This window comes from Cohnella thermotolerans DSM 17683 (assembly GCF_000429825.1).
Lineage (GTDB): Bacteria > Bacillota > Bacilli > Paenibacillales > Paenibacillaceae > Cohnella > Cohnella thermotolerans.
This window is the reverse complement of sequence record NZ_AUCP01000001.1, coordinates 451,179-469,464: the sequence shown is the minus strand read 5'-3', so window position 1 is coordinate 469,464 and position 18,286 is coordinate 451,179. Positions and strand designations below refer to the sequence as shown.

At 57.1% G+C, this 18,286-nt stretch carries 16 protein-coding genes and 3 pseudogenes; 14 read left to right on the top strand and 5 right to left on the bottom strand.

All coding sequences use genetic code 11. From position 1 onward, the window contains the following. The first annotated feature begins 46 nt into the window (after nt 1–46). The 5 genes and pseudogenes from G485_RS28175 (at nt 47) to G485_RS24810 (ending at nt 5,780) form a co-directional block, all read left to right on the top strand. Entirely contained in the window at nt 47–721 is a 675-nt protein-coding gene (locus tag G485_RS28175) for a ComEA family DNA-binding protein (protein ID WP_051317953.1), read from the top strand. A 223-nt stretch (nt 722–944) separates the two neighbouring features. Beyond that, nucleotides 945–1,271: pseudogene (locus G485_RS0102245) on the top strand (PLP-dependent transferase); the annotation flags it as partial. A gap of 63 nt (nt 1,272–1,334) precedes the next feature. After that, a complete protein-coding gene (locus G485_RS0102240) occupies nt 1,335–1,850 on the top strand; it encodes a deoxycytidylate deaminase (RefSeq protein WP_027091183.1) in 516 nt (171 codons plus the stop codon). Between the two features lie 76 nt (nt 1,851–1,926). Next, nucleotides 1,927–4,560, top strand: coding sequence for a ComEC/Rec2 family competence protein (locus G485_RS24815; RefSeq protein WP_035154363.1), 2,634 nt, complete (start codon nt 1,927–1,929; stop codon nt 4,558–4,560). A gap of 85 nt (nt 4,561–4,645) precedes the next feature. Next, nucleotides 4,646–5,780 (top strand): annotated as a pseudogene (locus tag G485_RS24810) (IS3 family transposase). Between the two features lie 24 nt (nt 5,781–5,804). On the opposite strand, the gene G485_RS24805 reads toward G485_RS24810, so the two are convergent. From G485_RS24805 to G485_RS24795, 4 genes and pseudogenes are all read right to left on the bottom strand, one after another. Beyond that, complete coding sequence (locus tag G485_RS24805) at nt 5,805–6,143, bottom strand: IS3 family transposase (protein WP_027091181.1); 339 nt, start codon at nt 6,141–6,143, stop codon at nt 5,805–5,807. Between the two features lie 135 nt (nt 6,144–6,278). Next, complete coding sequence (locus tag G485_RS28715; protein WP_084423063.1) at nt 6,279–6,425, bottom strand: transposase; 147 nt, start codon at nt 6,423–6,425, stop codon at nt 6,279–6,281. A 126-nt stretch (nt 6,426–6,551) separates the two neighbouring features. After that, a complete protein-coding gene (locus tag G485_RS0102210) occupies nt 6,552–7,025 on the bottom strand; it encodes a hypothetical protein (RefSeq protein WP_027091180.1) in 474 nt (157 codons plus the stop codon). Between the two features lie 82 nt (nt 7,026–7,107). Then, nucleotides 7,108–7,680, bottom strand: a pseudogene (locus G485_RS24795) (IS1595 family transposase); the annotation flags it as partial. Nucleotides 7,681–7,698: 18 nt separating this feature from the next. Here G485_RS24795 and G485_RS31620 point away from each other — a divergent pair. From G485_RS31620 to holA, 4 genes are all read left to right on the top strand, one after another. After that, nucleotides 7,699–7,869 (top strand): transposase, encoded by a 171-nt coding sequence (locus G485_RS31620; protein WP_476695848.1) that lies wholly within the window; start codon nt 7,699–7,701, stop codon nt 7,867–7,869. Between the two features lie 340 nt (nt 7,870–8,209). Beyond that, nucleotides 8,210–8,758: an RNA polymerase sigma factor gene (locus G485_RS0102200; RefSeq protein ID WP_027091179.1), complete on the top strand. Its 549-nt coding sequence runs from the start codon at nt 8,210–8,212 to the stop codon at nt 8,756–8,758. After that, nucleotides 8,755–9,906, top strand: coding sequence for a zf-HC2 domain-containing protein (locus G485_RS0102195; protein WP_027091178.1), 1,152 nt, complete (start codon nt 8,755–8,757; stop codon nt 9,904–9,906). Before G485_RS0102200 ends, G485_RS0102195 begins: the two co-directional genes overlap by 4 nt. 310 nt (nt 9,907–10,216) lie before the next feature. After that, on the top strand, nt 10,217–11,248 hold the full coding sequence (holA, locus tag G485_RS0102190; RefSeq protein WP_027091177.1) for a DNA polymerase III subunit delta: 1,032 nt from the start codon (nt 10,217–10,219) through the stop codon (nt 11,246–11,248). A gap of 130 nt (nt 11,249–11,378) precedes the next feature. Here holA and rpsT read toward each other — a convergent pair whose 3' ends face one another. Next, a complete protein-coding gene (gene rpsT / locus G485_RS0102185) occupies nt 11,379–11,651 on the bottom strand; it encodes a 30S ribosomal protein S20 (protein ID WP_027091176.1) in 273 nt (90 codons plus the stop codon). Nucleotides 11,652–11,893: 242 nt separating this feature from the next. Between rpsT and gpr the strand changes: the two genes are divergently transcribed. The 5 genes from gpr (at nt 11,894) to G485_RS0102160 (ending at nt 18,230) form a co-directional block, all read left to right on the top strand. After that, nucleotides 11,894–12,832 carry a GPR endopeptidase gene (gene gpr / locus G485_RS0102180; RefSeq protein WP_051317975.1) on the top strand — a complete coding sequence of 313 codons (939 nt, stop codon included), beginning with the start codon at nt 11,894–11,896 and terminating at the stop codon, nt 12,830–12,832. 172 nt (nt 12,833–13,004) lie between these two features. After that, nucleotides 13,005–14,867, top strand: a complete 1,863-nt coding sequence (locus tag G485_RS0102175; protein WP_027091174.1) for a sensor histidine kinase — start codon at nt 13,005–13,007, stop codon at nt 14,865–14,867. A gap of 11 nt (nt 14,868–14,878) precedes the next feature. Continuing rightward, nucleotides 14,879–16,393: a response regulator gene (locus G485_RS0102170; RefSeq protein WP_027091173.1), complete on the top strand. Its 1,515-nt coding sequence runs from the start codon at nt 14,879–14,881 to the stop codon at nt 16,391–16,393. Nucleotides 16,394–16,522: 129 nt separating this feature from the next. Continuing rightward, the gene (locus G485_RS0102165; RefSeq protein ID WP_027091172.1) at nt 16,523–17,401 is read left to right on the top strand and encodes a carbohydrate ABC transporter permease; all 879 of its coding nucleotides are present in this window, start codon (nt 16,523–16,525) and stop codon (nt 17,399–17,401) included. 1 nt (nt 17,402) lies between these two features. Next, complete coding sequence (locus G485_RS0102160; RefSeq protein WP_027091171.1) at nt 17,403–18,230, top strand: carbohydrate ABC transporter permease; 828 nt, start codon at nt 17,403–17,405, stop codon at nt 18,228–18,230. The last annotated feature ends 56 nt before the right edge of the window (nt 18,231–18,286 follow it).

The following is an 18,286-nucleotide window of genomic DNA, read 5'->3' as shown; positions in this document are numbered from 1 at the left end:
CATGACAATATGGACTAAAAATGTGCGAATGAAGGAGCGGATAGCGATGGTTAAAGAGAAAATCCGGGCTGCGGGAACGAGGGGGAAGGCGGCGGGCGTGCTGGCGCTCGCGGGGGCGGCTCTTCTCGGATATGTCGCGATGCAGCCGGCGGGACAGGCTGAAGTTCCCGGCTGGGAGCCGGTCAATTCGCAGGTGATGGAAGCGCTGGACGAAGCCGCGCCGAAGCCGTCCGCACAGCCGGCAGCGGCCGCGGCCCCGCCCGGCGCCGGGATGGGTGCGGGAGCGGAAGGCGGGCATGGTGCGGGCGAAGCCGACGGGCAAGCTGCGAAAGGAGCCGACGGGCAAAGCGCGGGATCGGCCGGAAAGCCTGCGGCGGGCGAAGCGGCAGCGGGAACGGCAAGCGGGCTGGCAGCGGCCCCCGGCTCCGGTCAGGCAACGTCGCCCGCAGGCGAGTCCGAGCCGGACGCTCCGGTTCCGGCGTCGCCCTCTCCCGATTCCGCGCCCGCTGCGGCCGATTCGGCCGGTTCGGGACGGCTGAACTTGAACGCCGCAACGGCGGAGCAGTTGGACGAGCTGAAGGGGATCGGCCCGTCGAAAGCCAAGGCGATCGTCGAGTACCGGGAGCTTCACGGACCTTTCCGAAGCGTCGACGACCTTCTTAACGTCAAGGGCATCGGCGAGAAGCTGCTGGACGGCATCCGGGACGCGGTAACGGTCTGACGTCCAGTCTTTCTTCCGTTCGGAAAATATGCGACAATAAGGAAGAATTGACCTTTCATCCGGAAACGGGAGGAATTTACCGATTCCAACGAACGCGCGCGCTTGCTGGAGACGCTTGCCGTTCACGCCGGGCGACTACGCTGTCGCGAGCGGTGCCGATTTTTATCAGATCAGCTCCTACGGATTCCGCGACACCGAGCAGCCGTCGAGGGGTTAACTACCCGGGTCTCGAGCCCCCCCTTCTTACGAGCTTGCGAAAACCTATTTGGCCAAAGGCCAGGGCGCGACCCCGACCTTCGGCATCAAGGGCGGCGTCGAAGCCGGCAAGAAGGTCATCCACGCGGTCAAGCTGTTCTCGCATCCGGCGAACGTCGGCGATTTCCAGTCGCTCCTTATTCATCCCGCGAGCACGACGCACCGGCAGCTTAGCGAGGAAGAGCAGGCTTCGGCAGGCGTCCAGCCGGGCATGATCCGGCTGTCGATCGGCACCGAAGGCGTAGGCGACATCTTTTACGATTTGGAGCAAGCCCTGGCCGCAAGCCAGGCGTAATACGAAATGGGCGGCCTCTCGCCGGCGGCCGTCCGATATGGCATACGGAGGTAGCGATACAAGATGACACAGGCCCTGCGCAAAGACTGGGACACTTATTTTATGGACATCGCCTTCATGGTATCGACCCGCTCCCGTTGTCCGAGACGTCATGTCGGCGCCGTTCTTGTGCAGGGCAAGAAACTGCTGGGTACGGCCTACAACGGGGCGCCCATGGGCGTGCCGGACTGCTCGGAGGCGGGCTGCATGATCGTGGAGGAATACGAGCCCGCCGCGGGCGATCCGTCTTCGGTGGTAAAGAAGCAGCGATGCATCCGGACGATTCATGCCGAGCAGAACTTGCTGCTGTTCACCGACCGCATCGACCGGGAAGGCTCAACCGTGTACGTGACCGACCAGCCCTGCTGGACGTGCGCGAACATGCTCGCGAACAGCGGCATATCGGAGATCGTCTACCATCGCAACTACCCGAAGGATTACGAGAAAGTCGTCTCGCTGATGGAGCAGAGGGGCATTCTGTTCCGCCGCCTCGAAGGCTACGCGCCTCCGGCGGATACGGAAGTGCAGGACGACAAATAACCGGTTTAGCGGAGGAAGAACCTCAACGCGCGATCGCGGGGAGGTTCTTTTTTATTTTCCGAGAGGGGGCGCAATCGTGCAACGTAGACCGCTGGTAGCCTTCGTCGCATGCTGGGCGGCGGGAGATTCGATTTGCGGCCTGTGGCAAGGCCGCGCAGCGCTGCTGGCGTTCGCCGGCGCCCTGCTCGTCATCGCCGCCTATGCGCTGGTCTCGCGGGCTTCCCCGGCAGCGGCAGCCGCGTGCGCGCTGGCGCTGGCGCTTGCCGCGGGCGAGCGGGCATGGACCGACTCCCGCAACGTATCGGAGGTGGAGGCGGGGATCGCCGATCCGGAAGGCAAGCGAGTCGAAGCGTACGGCCGGCTGGCTTCGCCGGTTACGGTGGACGGGGATACCGTCACGTTCGAGCTGAAGGCGACCCGCCTGGTCGAGGAGGGCTCCGAAGAGGGCGGGACCGGCTCCGAAGGGCAAAAACTGCACGAACGGTTCTGGGTTCGGCTTCGCCTGGCGGCCGAGGAAGAGCAGGCGACGGCTAAGGCCTGGCAACGGGGCGACGCCGTCCGCATCGCCGGCGAGCTGGAACGGCCCGCCACCGCGGGCAATTTCGGCGGTTTCGATTACCGTGCTTACTTGCAGCGCCAGCACATTCATTGGGTCATTAGCGCCAAAGGGGCGAAGGCGGTCGAGAGGGAAGCGAGCGAGCTGCCGTGGCGCGAGCGGCCCATGCGTTGGGTAGACGAGGCCAGAGCCCGGATCGGCGCCCTGACGGACAGCCTCTACGACGGAACGGACGCCGGGTTTATGAAAGGGCTGGTCGCCGGCATCGAGGACGATCTCGATCCGCAGCAATACGACGCCTTCTCCAAGCTCGGGCTTACCCATGTGCTGGCGATCTCCGGATTGCATGTCGGCGTCGTCGTGTTCATCCTGCTCCGTCTCGGGGCGCTGCTTCGCTTGACGCGGGAGCGTTCCATCGAGCTGACGATCGCCGCGATGCCCGTCTACATGCTCCTCACCGGCGCTTCGCCCTCGGCGGTCCGGGCGTGCCTCATGACCATGATCGCGCTTTATTTGGCGCGGATCGACAGGCTGAAGGACGGCCTTCATCTTCTGGCGGCGTCCGCGCTCGTCATGATGGCGTGGGACCCGCTCGTCATTGAGAATGTCAGCTTCCAGCTCTCGTTCGCAGTGACGGCGGGGCTCATTCTGTTCGTGCCGACCGTGACGGAGTCGCTGCCGATCCGCCGCCGCGGGCTGCGCGGGGCGGTCGCCGTCGCCATTACCGCGCAAGCCGTCTCGTTTCCGGTGTCGGCTTATTATTTTCACCAGTTTCATCTGCTGTCCTTGCCCGCCAATCTCGTGCTCGTGCCGTTCATCAGCTTCGTTGTCATGCCGCTCGGCATGGCGTCGCTGGCGCTAGGCGCGCTCTGGCGTCCGCTCGGGATGTTCGCGGCGGAGGCGGCCTCCTGGTGCAACCGGCTTACGGACGCGGCAACGGATGTCTTGGGTTCCGTACCCGGCATGCAAACGTATTGGCCCCAGCCTTCCCTCGGATGGGTGCTGGCCGCTTATGCGCTGCTTGGCGCTACGATCGGCTGGCAGAAGCGGCGGCTTCAATCCCGCAAGGAGCGGGAGCGCCTGGCCGAGCGGGCCGGAAGCGACGTCGCGCCGATTGCCGAAGGAAGCGTGTCGGTCCGGTCGCAGCCGAGCGGGGACGAGACCCGACCGCTGCACGAGGAGGAGCCGGCCGACGTTCCGTACGCGCAAGAGGGGAGGCGGCTTCGCCTAGCCGCTGCTGCCTCGATCTCCGTATGCTGGATCGTCTGGTGGCTGTGGGGGCTGCAGCCGTCCTGGTCCGACCCGGACGCCAAGGTGATGTTCCTCGACGTCGGACAGGGCGACAGCATCCTCATTCGCACCGGCGGAGGCAAGTACGGTCTGGTGGACGCGGGCGGGACGGTGTCGTTCCGCAAAGCGGACGAAGCTTGGCGGACCCGGCGGGATCCGTACGAAGTCGGCAAAAAAACGATCGTTCCGCTGCTCAAGCAGCGGGGCGTGCGTTCGCTCGACGTGCTCGTGCTGACGCATCTGGACCAGGATCACATCGGGGGAGCGGAGGCCGTGCTCGAGGCTTTTCCCGTGCGCAGGCTCGTTTTCAACGGATCGATTAAACCCGACCGGACCGTGGATCGTCTATTCCGATTAGCCGAGCGGCGGAACATTCCGATCTACGCTGCGTATGAAGGGATGGACTGGATATGGGACCGTTCCGCCTCCCTGCGGATTTTGTATCCGGAAGGGGAACGTTCCGGAGACATTCCGATCGTCGAGGAACAGAACGACCGCAGCGTCGTGCTGCTGCTTCGGCTGTACGGCAGAACGTTCCTGCTGCCGGGCGATTTGGAGGCGCGGGGCGAGAATGAACTGATGAGCCGGCTGCAGACGCATGGCCCCGTCGACGTTCTGAAGGCGGGCCATCACGGCAGCCGTTCGTCCACGACGGCCGAATGGCTGCGGCGCTGGGAGCCGCACGACGCCGTCATCTCCGCGGGACGGAACAATCTATACGGACACCCGCATCGGGACGTGCTGGAACGGCTGGCATCGATGGGCGTCGACGTGTTCCGGACCGATCTGGACGGCGAAATCCAGTACCGGGTATCCCCGGACGGGGCATTGAGCAGACGGGTGAAGAAGTCGCTTATGAATTGAGAGGTTGAATGCGTCTAGACTAGAAAGTGGACAGAGTGAACCGAGAATGCGAGAATAAAATCATTTCCATTCGAGGTGTCCGAACATGAAGCCCAAGTACGACAGGGAGTTTAAGCTGAATACGGCCCAGATGATCCAGGAGGAGGGGAAAACGGTAGCGCAGGCGGCCCGGGAACTCGGGCTCCACGAGAATACCCTCTATCGGTGGATCTCGGAATTCAAACAGGACGGTGCTCAGGCCTTTCCCGGCAGCGGCCAGTTAAAAGCGGATGACAAGATGCTGCGGGATTTGCAAAAGCAAATACGGGATCTGAAAGAGGAGAACGAAATCCTAAAAAAGGCGATGCACTACTTCGCAAAAGACCGGCGCTGATCTTTGCTTTTATCCACAATCACCGCTTCAAGCTCCGTGTCGCGAAGATGTGCCAAGTATTTAAGGTTGCCCGAAGCGGTTATTACGCATGGCTGAAAAATAAAGAACAACGTAAGATGCGAGTCCAGAAGCGCGAGAAGCTGAAGCAGCAAATCAACCGGATCTTCATCCACTCGCGCCGTCTCTATGGAAGCCCGAAGATCACAGCGGCACTCAAGCAAGAAGGCGTTCAGGTATCGGAAAAGACGGTTGCACGGCGGATGAAGGAAATGGGACTTCGCTCTCGCACGGTGAAGAAAACCAAAGCGACGACCAACTCCAAGCATAGCCTGCCCGTTCACGAGAACCTGCTGAACCGACAGTTCCGACCGCAATCGCTCAATAAAGCTTGGGTGACCGACATCACGTATTGTCCTACGGACGAGGGCTGGTTGTATCTGGCCAGCGTCATGGATTTGTGTAGCCGCAAGGTCGTGGGCTTCCAGATGGGAGAGCGGATGACCAAAGGAAGGCCTACAACCAGCGCCGGCCGGAGCCAGGCTTGATCCATCATTCCGACCGCGGCAGTCAGTATGCTTCCCATGACTACCAAGAGCGGCTGAAGCAATACCAGATGCTAGGCAGCATGAGTCGCAAAGGAAACTGCTACGACAACGCATGCATTGAGGCATTCCACAGCGTCTTGAAGAAGGAGCTTATCTACCAAGAGAAATTCAAGACGCGTGAACAGGCACGGAAACGGATTTTCGAATATATCGTTTGCTTTTACAACGGCGTTCGACTCCACTCTACGCTGGGGTTTCAGTCGCCCAATCAATACGAACGTATGTGCTGTTCCATGACTTAATTTTCTCGATTCTTCTTGTCCATTCTATTGACAGAGGTACAGTTTGGAGTTGGTGGTCGCTTTGTACTTCTTGACTGTCCGGGACCGCCACTGCTGCTCGTTCATGATCCGCGTCACCGTTCGCTCGGAGATCGTCACTCCTTGCTGCAGGAGTTTACGGGTGATCTTCGGACTGCCGTAAAGCTTGCGGGACTGATCGTAGATTTCTTTGACCTGCTCGGTCCATTCCTTGTGCTGACGCTCCCGTTCGCTTTCCGGGCGCTCCTTCCATTTGTAGTAGCCGCTGCGAGATACTTTCAATACGCTGCACATCTTCTCCAGTCGGTACTCGGAGCGGTGTTCGTGGATGAACGTATATTTCACCGACGGTCTTTCGCGAAGAAGTGCATTGCTTTTTTTAAGATTTCGTTCTCCTCTTGCAGATCTCGTATTTGCTTTTGCAACTCCCTGAGCTGATGGTCTTCGGACTTAAACGCTTGCGCCGCAACGATCTCCGGCTCACCACCTATACTTCTTCATCCAGCCGTATAGCGTGTTGTCCTTGATCTTCAGTTCGCGGGCGACTTCCGCCACCGCCTTTCCGCTTTCCTTGACGTATTGAACCGTCTTTCTCTTGTACGTCTCATCATACAAGGGCTTTTTCATTTCGACACAGTCCTCCGATTCAGCTTGATTTCATCAGTGTAATCTGTGTCTTCTATTCAGTCTAGCAGCAGGATTTTGACCAAAGGAAAACCGCCCACTGAAAAGGGGCGGTTACTTAACAAACGCTTAAAAGCTACGATTCATTTTGTTTTCAAAGAAATCATTTAATTGCGTCCCCTCAACTACATACTTCGTTTGTTTGTAGTCTGAGTTTAAATCATTTCTTGTGATGTATATATCCTTTTTGTCATACTGAATTCGTATTTCAGCGTTAGATTTTAATTCAAACACAATCCCCGCACTGATGTTTGGATTGACGACTTGTACTTCTCTAATCCTGTTTGTTGGCACTGAATTAATCCAAGAACGAATTTGATTAATTTCTTCTTGGCTTAAATTCACATCCTCTTGTTTCCATGTTACACCATCAAGAATCCACTTTGTCATGTTTACCTTTACCACTTCGTTACTTGCTATTTCTTTATTAAGAATTGCAGGTCCTTCAATCGGCTTTTCGCGGTTGTATAAAAATAACAATAACAGTCCAAATGTTACAATTCCCAAAAGTATAGCAACAGACAGTTTGTTTTTGTTAACCATTGCTTCCCTCCTTAACTTGGAAATTTTATGTAATTATAATACGTTGAAAAATTGTAGCAGTTGCGTTGTTCTACCCGTCATTTCAGCAAGAGAAGACTGCAAGTCGAATCTTTGTATTCGTATCCGTCACTGTAAACAGGCATGAATTGACCAACATGTGTTTCTTATTTGACACCGTATTCTCATATTCCTTGCTGTCTAAATAGCGAAACCACGCAAGATAATGTTGTAGATACTTCGTTGCTACACCGTTAAAACGGTCCATCCATTTTTTCAGACGACTATGGTAGCTGTTCACGTTTTGTATATAGTAAACGCCTTTAACCCGCTGTTTCCCATCGGATTTAAAACTGTAATGCGGCAAGCCTTTCGTATTCGCATAAGAACTGAATGCTCTCCACGAATCGGTGCATAGTACGTTCGAATCGGATAACTTTCCGCCAATCGCCTCATCCAACTTAGTCGTTCGAATTCGACCACGCCCAAGAACGCCAGAGAAAGTCATCTTCTGACGGTCACGTGCGACCAGAACGCAAACCTGGTCATTACTACTGCCACGATACTTGGCTTTGCCACCGCGTTTACGTGGCTTTCGTTCGGTGATATTCTTTTTGCCTTTTTCGGAGAACAAGAAATACGTTTCGTCCATTTCGATGAACTCCATGCCAATGCCTTGCAATGCGAGGCCGGTACGGCTCCGGTTACCAGAAAAAGCGGTAAACGAAGGTTCGTTTACTTCCGGCGAGCCTGCAAGAAACCGTTCCGAAACACCATGCAAAACTTTGCCATGCAATCGGTCAAATACCACGGCTGGAGCAAAGAATATTTTCAACGATCACATTGACCTAGGGCGTCTTTCAGAGCTTGAAAAACCATGCTGGTAGCGTATAAGATCGCTACCTTTTAAACCCGACCGGACCGCGAATCGTCTAATCCGGTTAGCCGAGCGAACGGAACATTCCGGCCTACGCTGCGTATCAAGAGATGGACGCTCTGGAAATCGCCGAAGGATCGGCAAAGCAACGACAAACGGAACGATTTTTGTTAGACTGGGAATGGCCTTGGCACAAAAATAAGCGATAAGTAACGGAATGGGTGAAAAACCCTTCGATGTTAAAAGGACGTTGATGCAACCTTTTGGCGAACGAATGCGTCAGAGGGGGTGCAGGAGAGGAGGATCTTCTGTGGTGGAGCCGGATTTGATCAAAGCCGCACAAACCGGCGATCGCGACGCCCTTGTCGAGCTGCTCCGCGCGATAGAGAACCAGGTTTACCGTACGGCGTACTATTTGCTCGGCAACGAGCAGGATGCGCTCGATGCTTCCCAGGAAGCGCTTCTACGCATTTATACGAAGATCCATACTTATGAAGAGAAAGCCCAATTCAGAACGTGGGTGCAGCGTATCGTCACGAACATCTGCATCGACAAGTTTCGCCGCAGCCGTCCGTCCTTGTCGATCGACGAACACGAGCTGGTGTTCCATGCGGGGGACAACGTGGAGGCGGAAGTGATGTCGGCTTACGCATCGGAGGAAATCCGCGAAGCGATCGGCAAGCTGCCCGAGCATCACCGGACGGTCGTCGTTCTTCGCTATCTGCAGGATTTCTCCTACAACGAGATTGCCGAATCGCTGAACTTGCCGCTGAATACGGTCAAGTCTTATTTGTTTCGAGCCCGGCAGCAACTGCAAACGCTGCTTCACGATTATCAGAAAGGTGGTGTCCGGGGATGAATTGCCAAGAGGTGATGGAACTCATGCAGCGTTCGCTTGACGGCGACTTGGATTCGCGGGAAACGTCGCGCATGATGGAACATATCCGATCATGCCCGGATTGCGCCGCTATGCTGGACCGTTTAACGCTTCTGTCCAACAATTTGGCGCAGCTTCCGCGAGTCGAGCCGCGCTTCAGCATCGTCGATTCGATTTTGCCGCAGCTGGAGCTCATTCCAATTGCCTCTTCGGAGAAATCGTCCGAGGCCGTGAGCGAGAACGGCGCCGAGGACGCCGCCGAGCCGCTGCCGCCAAGATCCGCCCGGCCCGGCCGGAGGTCTTATCGCCGCCTGACCGGCGCGATTGCCGCCGGCATTGTGGTCGGCTTGCTCATCGCGGTTAATCCGTTCTCCTGGCTGTCTCACTCCGGGCAAGACAACGACGCCATGTCCATGCCGGAGACGGCCGGCACATCCTCCGCCGGTTCGGCCGCTTCATCGTCCGAGCCTGCGCAGTCGTCGGCCGAAGCGCAGCTGTTCGCCCAATCGGACGAGAAGGCTTTAAAGAACGATGCTCCCGGCTCCGCGGAAGCTTCCCCGAGTCCGGAAGCGCCGGCGGCTCCCGAGTCGAAAGCTCCTTCCTTCACGACGGCCAAGCCCGCGGATCGGGGGCTTGCGTCCAAGGACAGCGAAAAGAAGGATGACAAGGGTCTGGCCGACAATCGTTCCGCCGCCCAAGAGACGGAGCCGCCGGAATCGAGCGAGCCCGAGACGACGTTCGACATCGCCCGGCAGACGGGCGACGAAGCGGCGCCCGCCGCAACTCCTTCCGCAATTGCGCCGTTGTCGCCGGAGCCGGAAGGAAACGATAAGAGCCATGCGTTTACGTCGATCGCGCCTGCGTTCGTCTGGGTTTCGCCGGACGGAAAGTACAAGGCGACGGTGGAAGACGAACGGATGAAGGTGTACGAGTTGAAGGACGGCGAGCTTGTGCTTGTGTTCCAATCGGACGTTCATGCCGGCAGCACGATCGGGGGCGTCCGTTGGGACGATCAATCCGCCATCCTCCAGTACGCGTGGACGGATGCGGACGGCAAGACGGTCCGTCTTCAATGGGATGCCGCAACGGGGCAAGAGACAGAGGTGGCCGACGAGAACACGGGACCATAAACCGAAGAAGTGTTGGCACGTTTTGGTCCCCCGCTGCGTATAGTGTAGGGATGAAATTGATTTGTCCCCTCGGAGGGACGATACGGACGATGGTCACGGTCGTTCGCGCACGGTTCCATGGGCCGGCCGGCGGACGTTGACATAGATGTCCAAGGACGAAGGGATCACGACCTGCGAAGGCGTGATCCCTTTGCCGCGCTTGGAAGGCCCTGCGGCCACCCTGGACGGCGGAAGAAGGACAAACGGGTGCATTTCTGTTAGACTTTGAATATCGGATCATGTTCCGCATCGGGGAAAACGGGGGCTCGTTATGGAATACCGCAAAGCACTGCGCGAAGTGCGCGAGGGGCGCATTAAACCGTTCTATATTTGCTTCGGGACGGAAACGTATTTATTGAACGAATTTATCGAGAGGCTGACCGACGCCTTGGTCGAACCGGAGCATCGGGAGATGGCCGTCGTCCGCTTCAGCACGTCCGAGCATACGACGGACGAGATCGTGGACGAGGCGCAAACGATGCCCTTCCTCGTGCCCAGCAAGCTCGTTCTCGTGCGCGACAGCGTGCTGTTCGCCGCCGGACGGGATTCGGCGAAGATCGAGCACCGGCCCGAACGGCTGCTGGAATATATGAGCGGGCCGCTGGACAGCACCGTGCTCGTATTCGTCGTGCCGCACGAGAAGCTGGACGAGCGCAAGAAACTCGTCAAATACGCCAAAGACAAAGACGCCGTCGTCGGCTTTACGGCACTGCCGGCGGAGGAGCTCGCGCACTGGCTCGTCCGCCGGGCGGAAAGCCGGAAGCGCCGGATCGAACCGCAAGCCGTCGAGGAACTGCTCAAGCGGGTCGGCAGCGAGATGGGGACGCTCGCCTCCGAGATGGACAAGCTGATTCTGCACGCGGGCGAAGCGGGGACGATCACGCCGGACGCCGTCGCCTCGCTCGTGCCCGTCAGCACGGAGCAAAGCGTCTTCAAGCTGACCGAAGAGATCGCGGCGCTTCGCACCGATCGCGCCTTGGCGCTTTATTACGACCTGCTGAAGCAGCGCGAGGAGCCGATCAAGCTGATTGCCTTGCTCGTTCGGCAATTCCGCAACATGCTGTTCGTCAAGGAGTTGGGCAAGCAGGGCTATACCCCGCAGCAGATGGCCGGGCAGCTCGGCCTGCATCCTTATGCGGCGAAAGTGACGGCGGAGCAAGCGAAAGGCTTCAGCACCGAGAGGCTGACGGGCGTTCTCGACCGGCTGGCGGAGCTGGATTACGGCATCAAGACGGGGCGCGTCGAGAAGACGCTGGGACTTGAATTGTTCCTGCTGCGGACGGGTTCGGAAGGCCGGGGATAAGAAGAGGAGCACCTTCCTCAGGCGACAAAACGCCTTGCGAAGGTGCTCCTCTTGCAGCATGCCTGCAAAACAAAGAAGCCTCGCGGCAGCGAGGCTCTCTTCATAAAAACGCATCGTTGTCGGACAAGCCTTAGGCTTGCGAAGACAAAGCGTTCAGCTTCTTAGCCAGACGGGATTTCTTGCGGGCAGCCGCGTTTTTGTGAATGAGGCCTTTGGTTACCGCTTTATCCAATTTCTTCTGAGCCAATTGAAGCGCTTCTTTGGCAGCGTTCACGTCCGTGCCTTGAACGGCAAGGTCGGCGTGTTTAACGGCCGTGCGAAGGGCGGATTTCTGGGACGCATTGCGCAGACGGCGTTTCTCGTTCGTCTTCGTGCGTTTGATGGCGGATTTAATATTCGGCATTGATTTCACCTCCTGCAAAGCAAAGAGTATTTCTCCACACAACTTGTAACATTCTATCATGGAGGGGGGCAAAACGCAAGCCATTTCAGCGGTTCGAGCCGTCGTTTAAGCGGCTTTCGGAGACGCCCGGGCTGCGGCCCTCCCGTTCGCGTTGAAAGGGGAGCAAACGGATCGTGACGAAGCAACGGTTTGATTTGAGCGAATACGGAATTCGAACCGACCTGGCGCTGGAAGCCAGAGAGATGGCCGGTTCGCCCGGCCAGTCGATTCCCGGGGTTTGGCAGGAGACGAGCAAGGAGTCCGGCATTACCGTCACCCGCATGCACATCCAGACCGAGGAAGGCGCGAAGGCGATCGGCAAAATGCCGGGCCATTACGTTACGCTGGAGGTGCCGGAGCTTAGGCGGGGAGATTCGGATTTGCAGGACAAGGTGGCGACGACGTTCGCGAAGGAGTTCGAAGCGTTTCTGTCGCGCGTCGGCATCGGTCCGAGCGCCAGCGTATTCATTGTCGGCCTCGGCAATTGGAACGTAACGCCGGACGCGCTCGGCCCTCTCGTCGTGGAAAATATTATGGTGACGCGGCATTATTTCGAGCTGATGCCCGATCAGGTCAACTCGGGCTACCGCCCGGTCAGCGCGGTCGCACCCGGCGTGCTGGGTACGACGGGCATCGAATCGAGCGACATCGTGCAGGGGATCGTCGAGAAGGCGAAGCCGGAACTGGTCATCGCGGTGGACGCGCTGGCCGCCCGCTCGCTGGAGCGGGTCAATACGACGATTCAAATCGCGGATACGGGCATCCATCCCGGATCGGGCATCGGCAACAAGCGCAAAGGGTTGACGCAGGATATTCTGGGCGTCCCCTGCATCGCGATCGGCGTTCCGACGGTCGTGTACGCTTCGACCATCGTGAACAACACGATGGACATGGTATTCGAGCACATGAAGCGGCAAACGCCGAATACCGACCCGCTGTTCGGCGTGTTCGGCAAGATGGCGGAGTCCGAACGGCTCGGGCTCGTCAAGGAAGTGCTGGAGCCGCTCGGCCACGATCTGCTCGTCACGCCGAAGGAGATCGACAAGTTTATGGAGGATATCGCCAACGTCATTGCCAGCGGGCTGAACGCGGCGCTGCACGAGGCGGTGGACACCGACAACGTGGCGGCCTATACGCATTGAAGCGCAGCGCTCCCTCTCGCCCTATCGGGGAGGGAGCGTCTCAAAAAAAGATCGGTTTGTTAGGATCGTTAGTTGCGTTGTATTATAATAACTACCAGTATGTAGATAACGTTTAAAAAGCGGCGATGGCAACGGAAGCCGCCTTTTGTCGTTTGTCCGAGGGGATTGCGAAATGAACAAGTGGAAATGGCGCTGGCCGATCCGGCTTTGGCCCATAGACCGGATGGAAGTCAAGCTGATCATTGTGTTTTTGTTCCTGATTATATTGCCGATCGGCGTTTTAAGCTATATTTCGGCTCTGCGATATTCGGATTCGATCGAGCAAAATACGGTGACTTACGTATCCCAGCTGTCGGACAAAATGATGGACAAGCTTGACGATTATTTGGTGGATATGAAAAAAATTTCGATCATTCCTTCCTACCTGGGCGAAATCAAGGACGGCCTCAAAATGTCCAACCAATACTACCAAGGGCAGCCGAGCCGGATGAACGATTCGACCAGCATTCTGCCTTCGGAACAGCAGATGCGCATCGACATCCAGAAGAAGATCGGGAACAGCATTTATTTTCTTAACAACATTAAAACAGGGACCAACACCGTGTACCTGTTCGACCGTTTCGGCCACGTCTATTACGCCGCCAAAAACCTGAGCATCCGGCCCGATCTGCAATCGGTTTATCCGAAGTGGAGCAAGCGGGCGAACGCCGCCTACGGCGCGCCGGTGCTGGTCAGCACGCAGGAAGTTTCCCAATCGGCCGTCGGCAAGAAGTACGTGTTCACCGTCGTCCGCGCCATTATCGATCCCGTCAATTACGAGACGCTTGGCATGATCGCCGTCGACGCCAACATCGGGGTCATCGAGAACATCGTCAAGGACCTGGAAAAAGCGACGAAAGGCACGACGCTCATCCTCGACGAAGACGGCAAAGTCATTTACGACAGCGAGAAAAAGTATTTGGCCCAAAACATGCCGCGCAGCGATCTTGTAGAGTTGACGCCCAACGAGCAGGGCAGCTTCCACACGATCGTTAACGGCGAGCATGTCCTGACGATCTACAAACAATCCGAGGAGACCGGCTGGAAGGTGCTCATCTCGATTCCGGAGAGCCATCTCATGTCGGATGCGTATCGAACGCGGAACTTTACGATCGTGGCCGCGGTGACCATTATGTGCTTCGCGCTGCTCATTTCACTCGTTCTCGTCTTTGCGCTGACCCGCCCCTTGCGTTCGCTTGTCCGATTGATGAAGGAAGTGCAGAACGGGAATATGGACGTCTCCTTCCCGATCGTCCGAAGGGATGAGGTCGGACTGGTCGGCCGGGCGTTCAACCGGATGATCGACCGGGTCAAGACGCTGATCTCCGACATCGTCGTCATCGAGCAGCGCAAGAAGGAGGCGGAACTGCTCATGCTGCAAAACCAGATCAATCCGCACTTTATTTACAACACGCTGGAATCGATTCGAATGACGGCCTTGCTTCACGACGACAAGGAAGTGAGCGACATGGCGCTCCTCTTGGGGAGAATGCTTCGGTACAGCATTCATGCGGGGGTGGAGACGGTGCCGATCGGGCAGGAGTGGGAGCATCTGAACATGTACATCCATCTGCTCAATTACCGGTATGGCAACCGCTTTACGCTCGAGACGCCGCCGGAGAGCGACACGAGGGGCATCTACGTCATGAAGCTGCTCTTTCAGCCGATCGTCGAGAATGCCGTCTACCACGGTTATGACGAGACGAAGGGCCGGATGACGATCCGGATCGAGCACCGGGCGGCCGGCGCCGACCAACTGTTCGTCGTCACCGACGACGGAATCGGCATGGACGAGGAGAAGCTGCAGCTTCTGCGGGCGGCGCTGCGCGATCCGGCCGACCGCTGGGACGGGCACGGCATCGGACTCCGCAACGTCAACGAGCGGTTGAAGCTTCGGTACGGCGAAGCTTACGGATTGTCGATCGACAGCGAACGGGGCGTGGGCACGGCGGTCACCGTCAGGCTGCCTTACGCCGCGCTTGTCAAGATATCATAGGGGGACTTGGGATGATCAAAATTGCCGTTGTGGACGACGAAGAACGGATTCGTCTCGGACTGGCCAAATTAATCGAGCAATGCGGAGAAGATTATAAGGTTGTCGGCTGCTTCGCAAGCGGGCCGGAGCTGCTCGAGCGGCTGAACGACCTTCAGGCGGACCTGATCATGACGGATATTAAAATGCCGCAAATGAACGGGCTGCAGTTGATCGAGAAGGTGCAGCAGCGCAAGCCGAAGATCAAATTCGCGATCGTCAGCGGGTTTAACGACTTCGCCTTCGCCCGGCAAGCGATTCGCCAGGGCGTCGAAGACTATTTGCTCAAGCCCGTCGATCCGTCCGAATTGGCCGAGCTGCTGCAGCGGGTCAAAAACAATATCGAAATCGAACGCTACCGGAAAGAGGTCGCGACGGAAGAACACATCCGCCTGCTTCTTCGCAACGATCCCGATCATCTTCCCGAACATATGATTCAGGGGGCGAACCGCGACCTGGGCCAAACTCTTCTGCTGCGGGACCATTTCGCCGTCTTGCTCGTCCGGGCCGAGCCCGATCTCCCCGCCGACCGGATAGAGCATTGCATGTCCTATTGGAACCGGGAATACCGGCTCGTCGCTTGGGAGCCGCGCCACACGGTCATCGTGGCCGCGATCCGGGAAGGCGACCATGCGGATACGGCTCGCGAGCTGGCCTATACGCTGCTGCAGCAGCTTCCGCATTCGTCGGCCGTACGCATCGGCGTCAGCGGAATTCACCAGGGGCCGCTCAAGCTTAGAGACGCCTACGTTCAGGCCGAGCTGTGCATGCAATCCAGCTGGTACGAACCCGGTCCGAAGGCGATGGCGGATGCGGCTTCGGCCGGCAAGCGGGACGACAGCTACAATCCGCTTCGCCTGTTGGAAAAGGAATTTCGACCCGCGCTGCACGCGCTGGATTTTGCCAAGGCGGAGGTTGCCGTCGAGGAATGGCTGGGCGAGCTGAGCAAGCACCGTCCGGCCTGGCAAGCTCTGACGGAAGGGGTCTCCTATTTGTTCGGCCTCATCCGGGACGAATGGAACGAGCGCCAATCCCATCCGTCCGGACAGCCGGACGAGCTTACGGTTCCGGCTCCGACGACGTTCGCGGAATGGCCGGCTTATAAAGCCGCGCTGTCGGCATCCGCCAAGGAGCAGCTGGAGAGCCTGAAAAACGCCAAGCACGAAAACCGCGTCGTGGAGACCGTGAAGTCGTATATCCAGAAAAATTATTGGAAGGAAATGGAATTGCAGCGTCTGGCCGATGTCGTCTATTTGACTCCGAGCTATTTGAGCAAATTGTTCAAGACGGAGACGGGAGAGACCATTACCGATTACATTATCTCGGTGCGGATCGAGCGGGCGAAGGAGCTTCTTCTCAAGAATCCTTCCCTGAAAACGTACGAGGTTGGGGAGCAAGTCGGCTATCCGGATCCGGCCTATTTCAACAAAGTGTTCAAGAAGCTGACCGGATGGACGCCGAAGGAATTCCGCGAACGCGTTAGGTTGTAGTTATCAAAATTGAAGACAATTAAAACAAACATAGAACCTTAAAATGCATAACGAAATCGGCTATAATAACTGTAAGCGATTTCCTTGTGTTCGCGCAATCTTAGAAGCAAAACGGAAGATGGGGTGTCTATGTTCAACTTCAGCTACAAAACGCAGCGGTACCTGATTCTATTCGGTTTTCTCACAATCCCGGTCTTGTTTTCTCTTACGTTTTCTTACTATCCGGCGCTGTCCCTCCTGTATTACAGCTTTACGGATTGGACGGGACTGGGATGGGAAATGCACTGGGTAGGGTTCGCCAACTACAAGGAGATTTTTACCCGTCCGGATATTTTCGGAGCTTTCAAGAACAACGCTTATTATTTTGTCGGCGGCTTGATCCAGACGGCGCTGGCTCTGCTGTTCGCCGTCATTCTGACGAGCAGGCTGCGCGGACGCAACGCGTTTCGGGCGATGCTTTTCCTGCCGTACGTCCTGCACAGCGTCGCCACCGTCATCATGTTCAAGAACGTTTATCATGCCGAATACGGCTCTTTGAACATTTTCCTGGACGCGATCGGACTCGGTTCCTTGCAGCAATCGTGGCTGGGCAACCCTCATCTCGTCAATTTCTCGCTGGCTTTCATTTCGCTTTGGAAGTATTTCGGGCTCAGCATGATCATCTTCATCGGCGCCCTTCAATCGATCCCGGCCGATCTGTACGAAGCCGCGAAGATCGACGGCGCTTCGGGGTGGCAGGCTTTCCGGTTTATTACCGTACCGAGCATCCGCTCCGTGATCGAATTGATGATGATTCTGACATTGACGGGCGCGCTCGAAGCGTTCGACATTCCGTACATTATGATGCTCGGCGCCAACGGAACGGCGACGTTCGTATCGACGACCGTCGACATGGCCTTCAAGTTCCAGAAGGCGGGCCTTGCTTCCGCAATGGCCGTCGTCCTGCTCCTGATCGTCCTTCTCTTCATCTATGTTCAACGCAAACTGGTATTCAGGGGGGACAAGTAAGATGGACCGCACGAATAAAGCATGGACGGCAGTCAAATACGCGATTCTGCTCGTCGCCGTGTTTATCGTCTTCTTCCCCATTTACTCGGTCATTATCGGGGCTTTCAAGACGCAGGTCGAGTATTACCAATCCGGCATGAGTTTGCCGCACAATTGGCTGAACTTCGATAATTTCCAGAAGGTGTTCAAGGTCGGCAAGCTCGGGCTCGGCTTCCGCAATATATTGATCATCCTGGCCATTTCCCTGGCCGGCAACGTCCTGTTCGGCACAATGGTCGCCTACGCGCTGGGGCGCTTCGACTTCAAGCTGAAGAAGCCGATTATGGGCATGTACTTGCTGGCCCAGGTCATCCCGATGGTGACGACGCAGGTCGCGACGTTCAGCGTCATCAAGTTTCTCGGCGCGTACAATCATATGACCGCTCCGATTCTGCTCTATGTGGGCGCGGACGTGCTCCAAATCGTCATTTATTTGCAATTCGTCAACAACATTCCGAAGGATTTGGACGAGAGCGCGATGATCGAAGGGGCTTCGTTGTTTAAAATTTACCGCTCGATCATCTTCCCGTTGCTCACCCCGGCAACCGCGACTTTGGTCATCATGAAGACGATCAGCATTTACAACGACTTTTACACGCCGTATTTGTACATGCCAAGCCAGAAGCTGCGGGTCGTCTCGACCGCGATTTATTCCTTCGTCGGTCCGAACGCCGCTCAACTGAACGTCATCTCGGCGGGCATCATCATTATCTTTATCCCGACCGTGCTCGTGTTCCTGTTCCTGCAGCGCTTCATCTTCGCAGGAGTGACGAACGGAGCCGTGAAGTAAAGAAACCTGGCAGCGCAGGGCCGGCTATTTCCCTAACGCAACGACTATGTTATGAT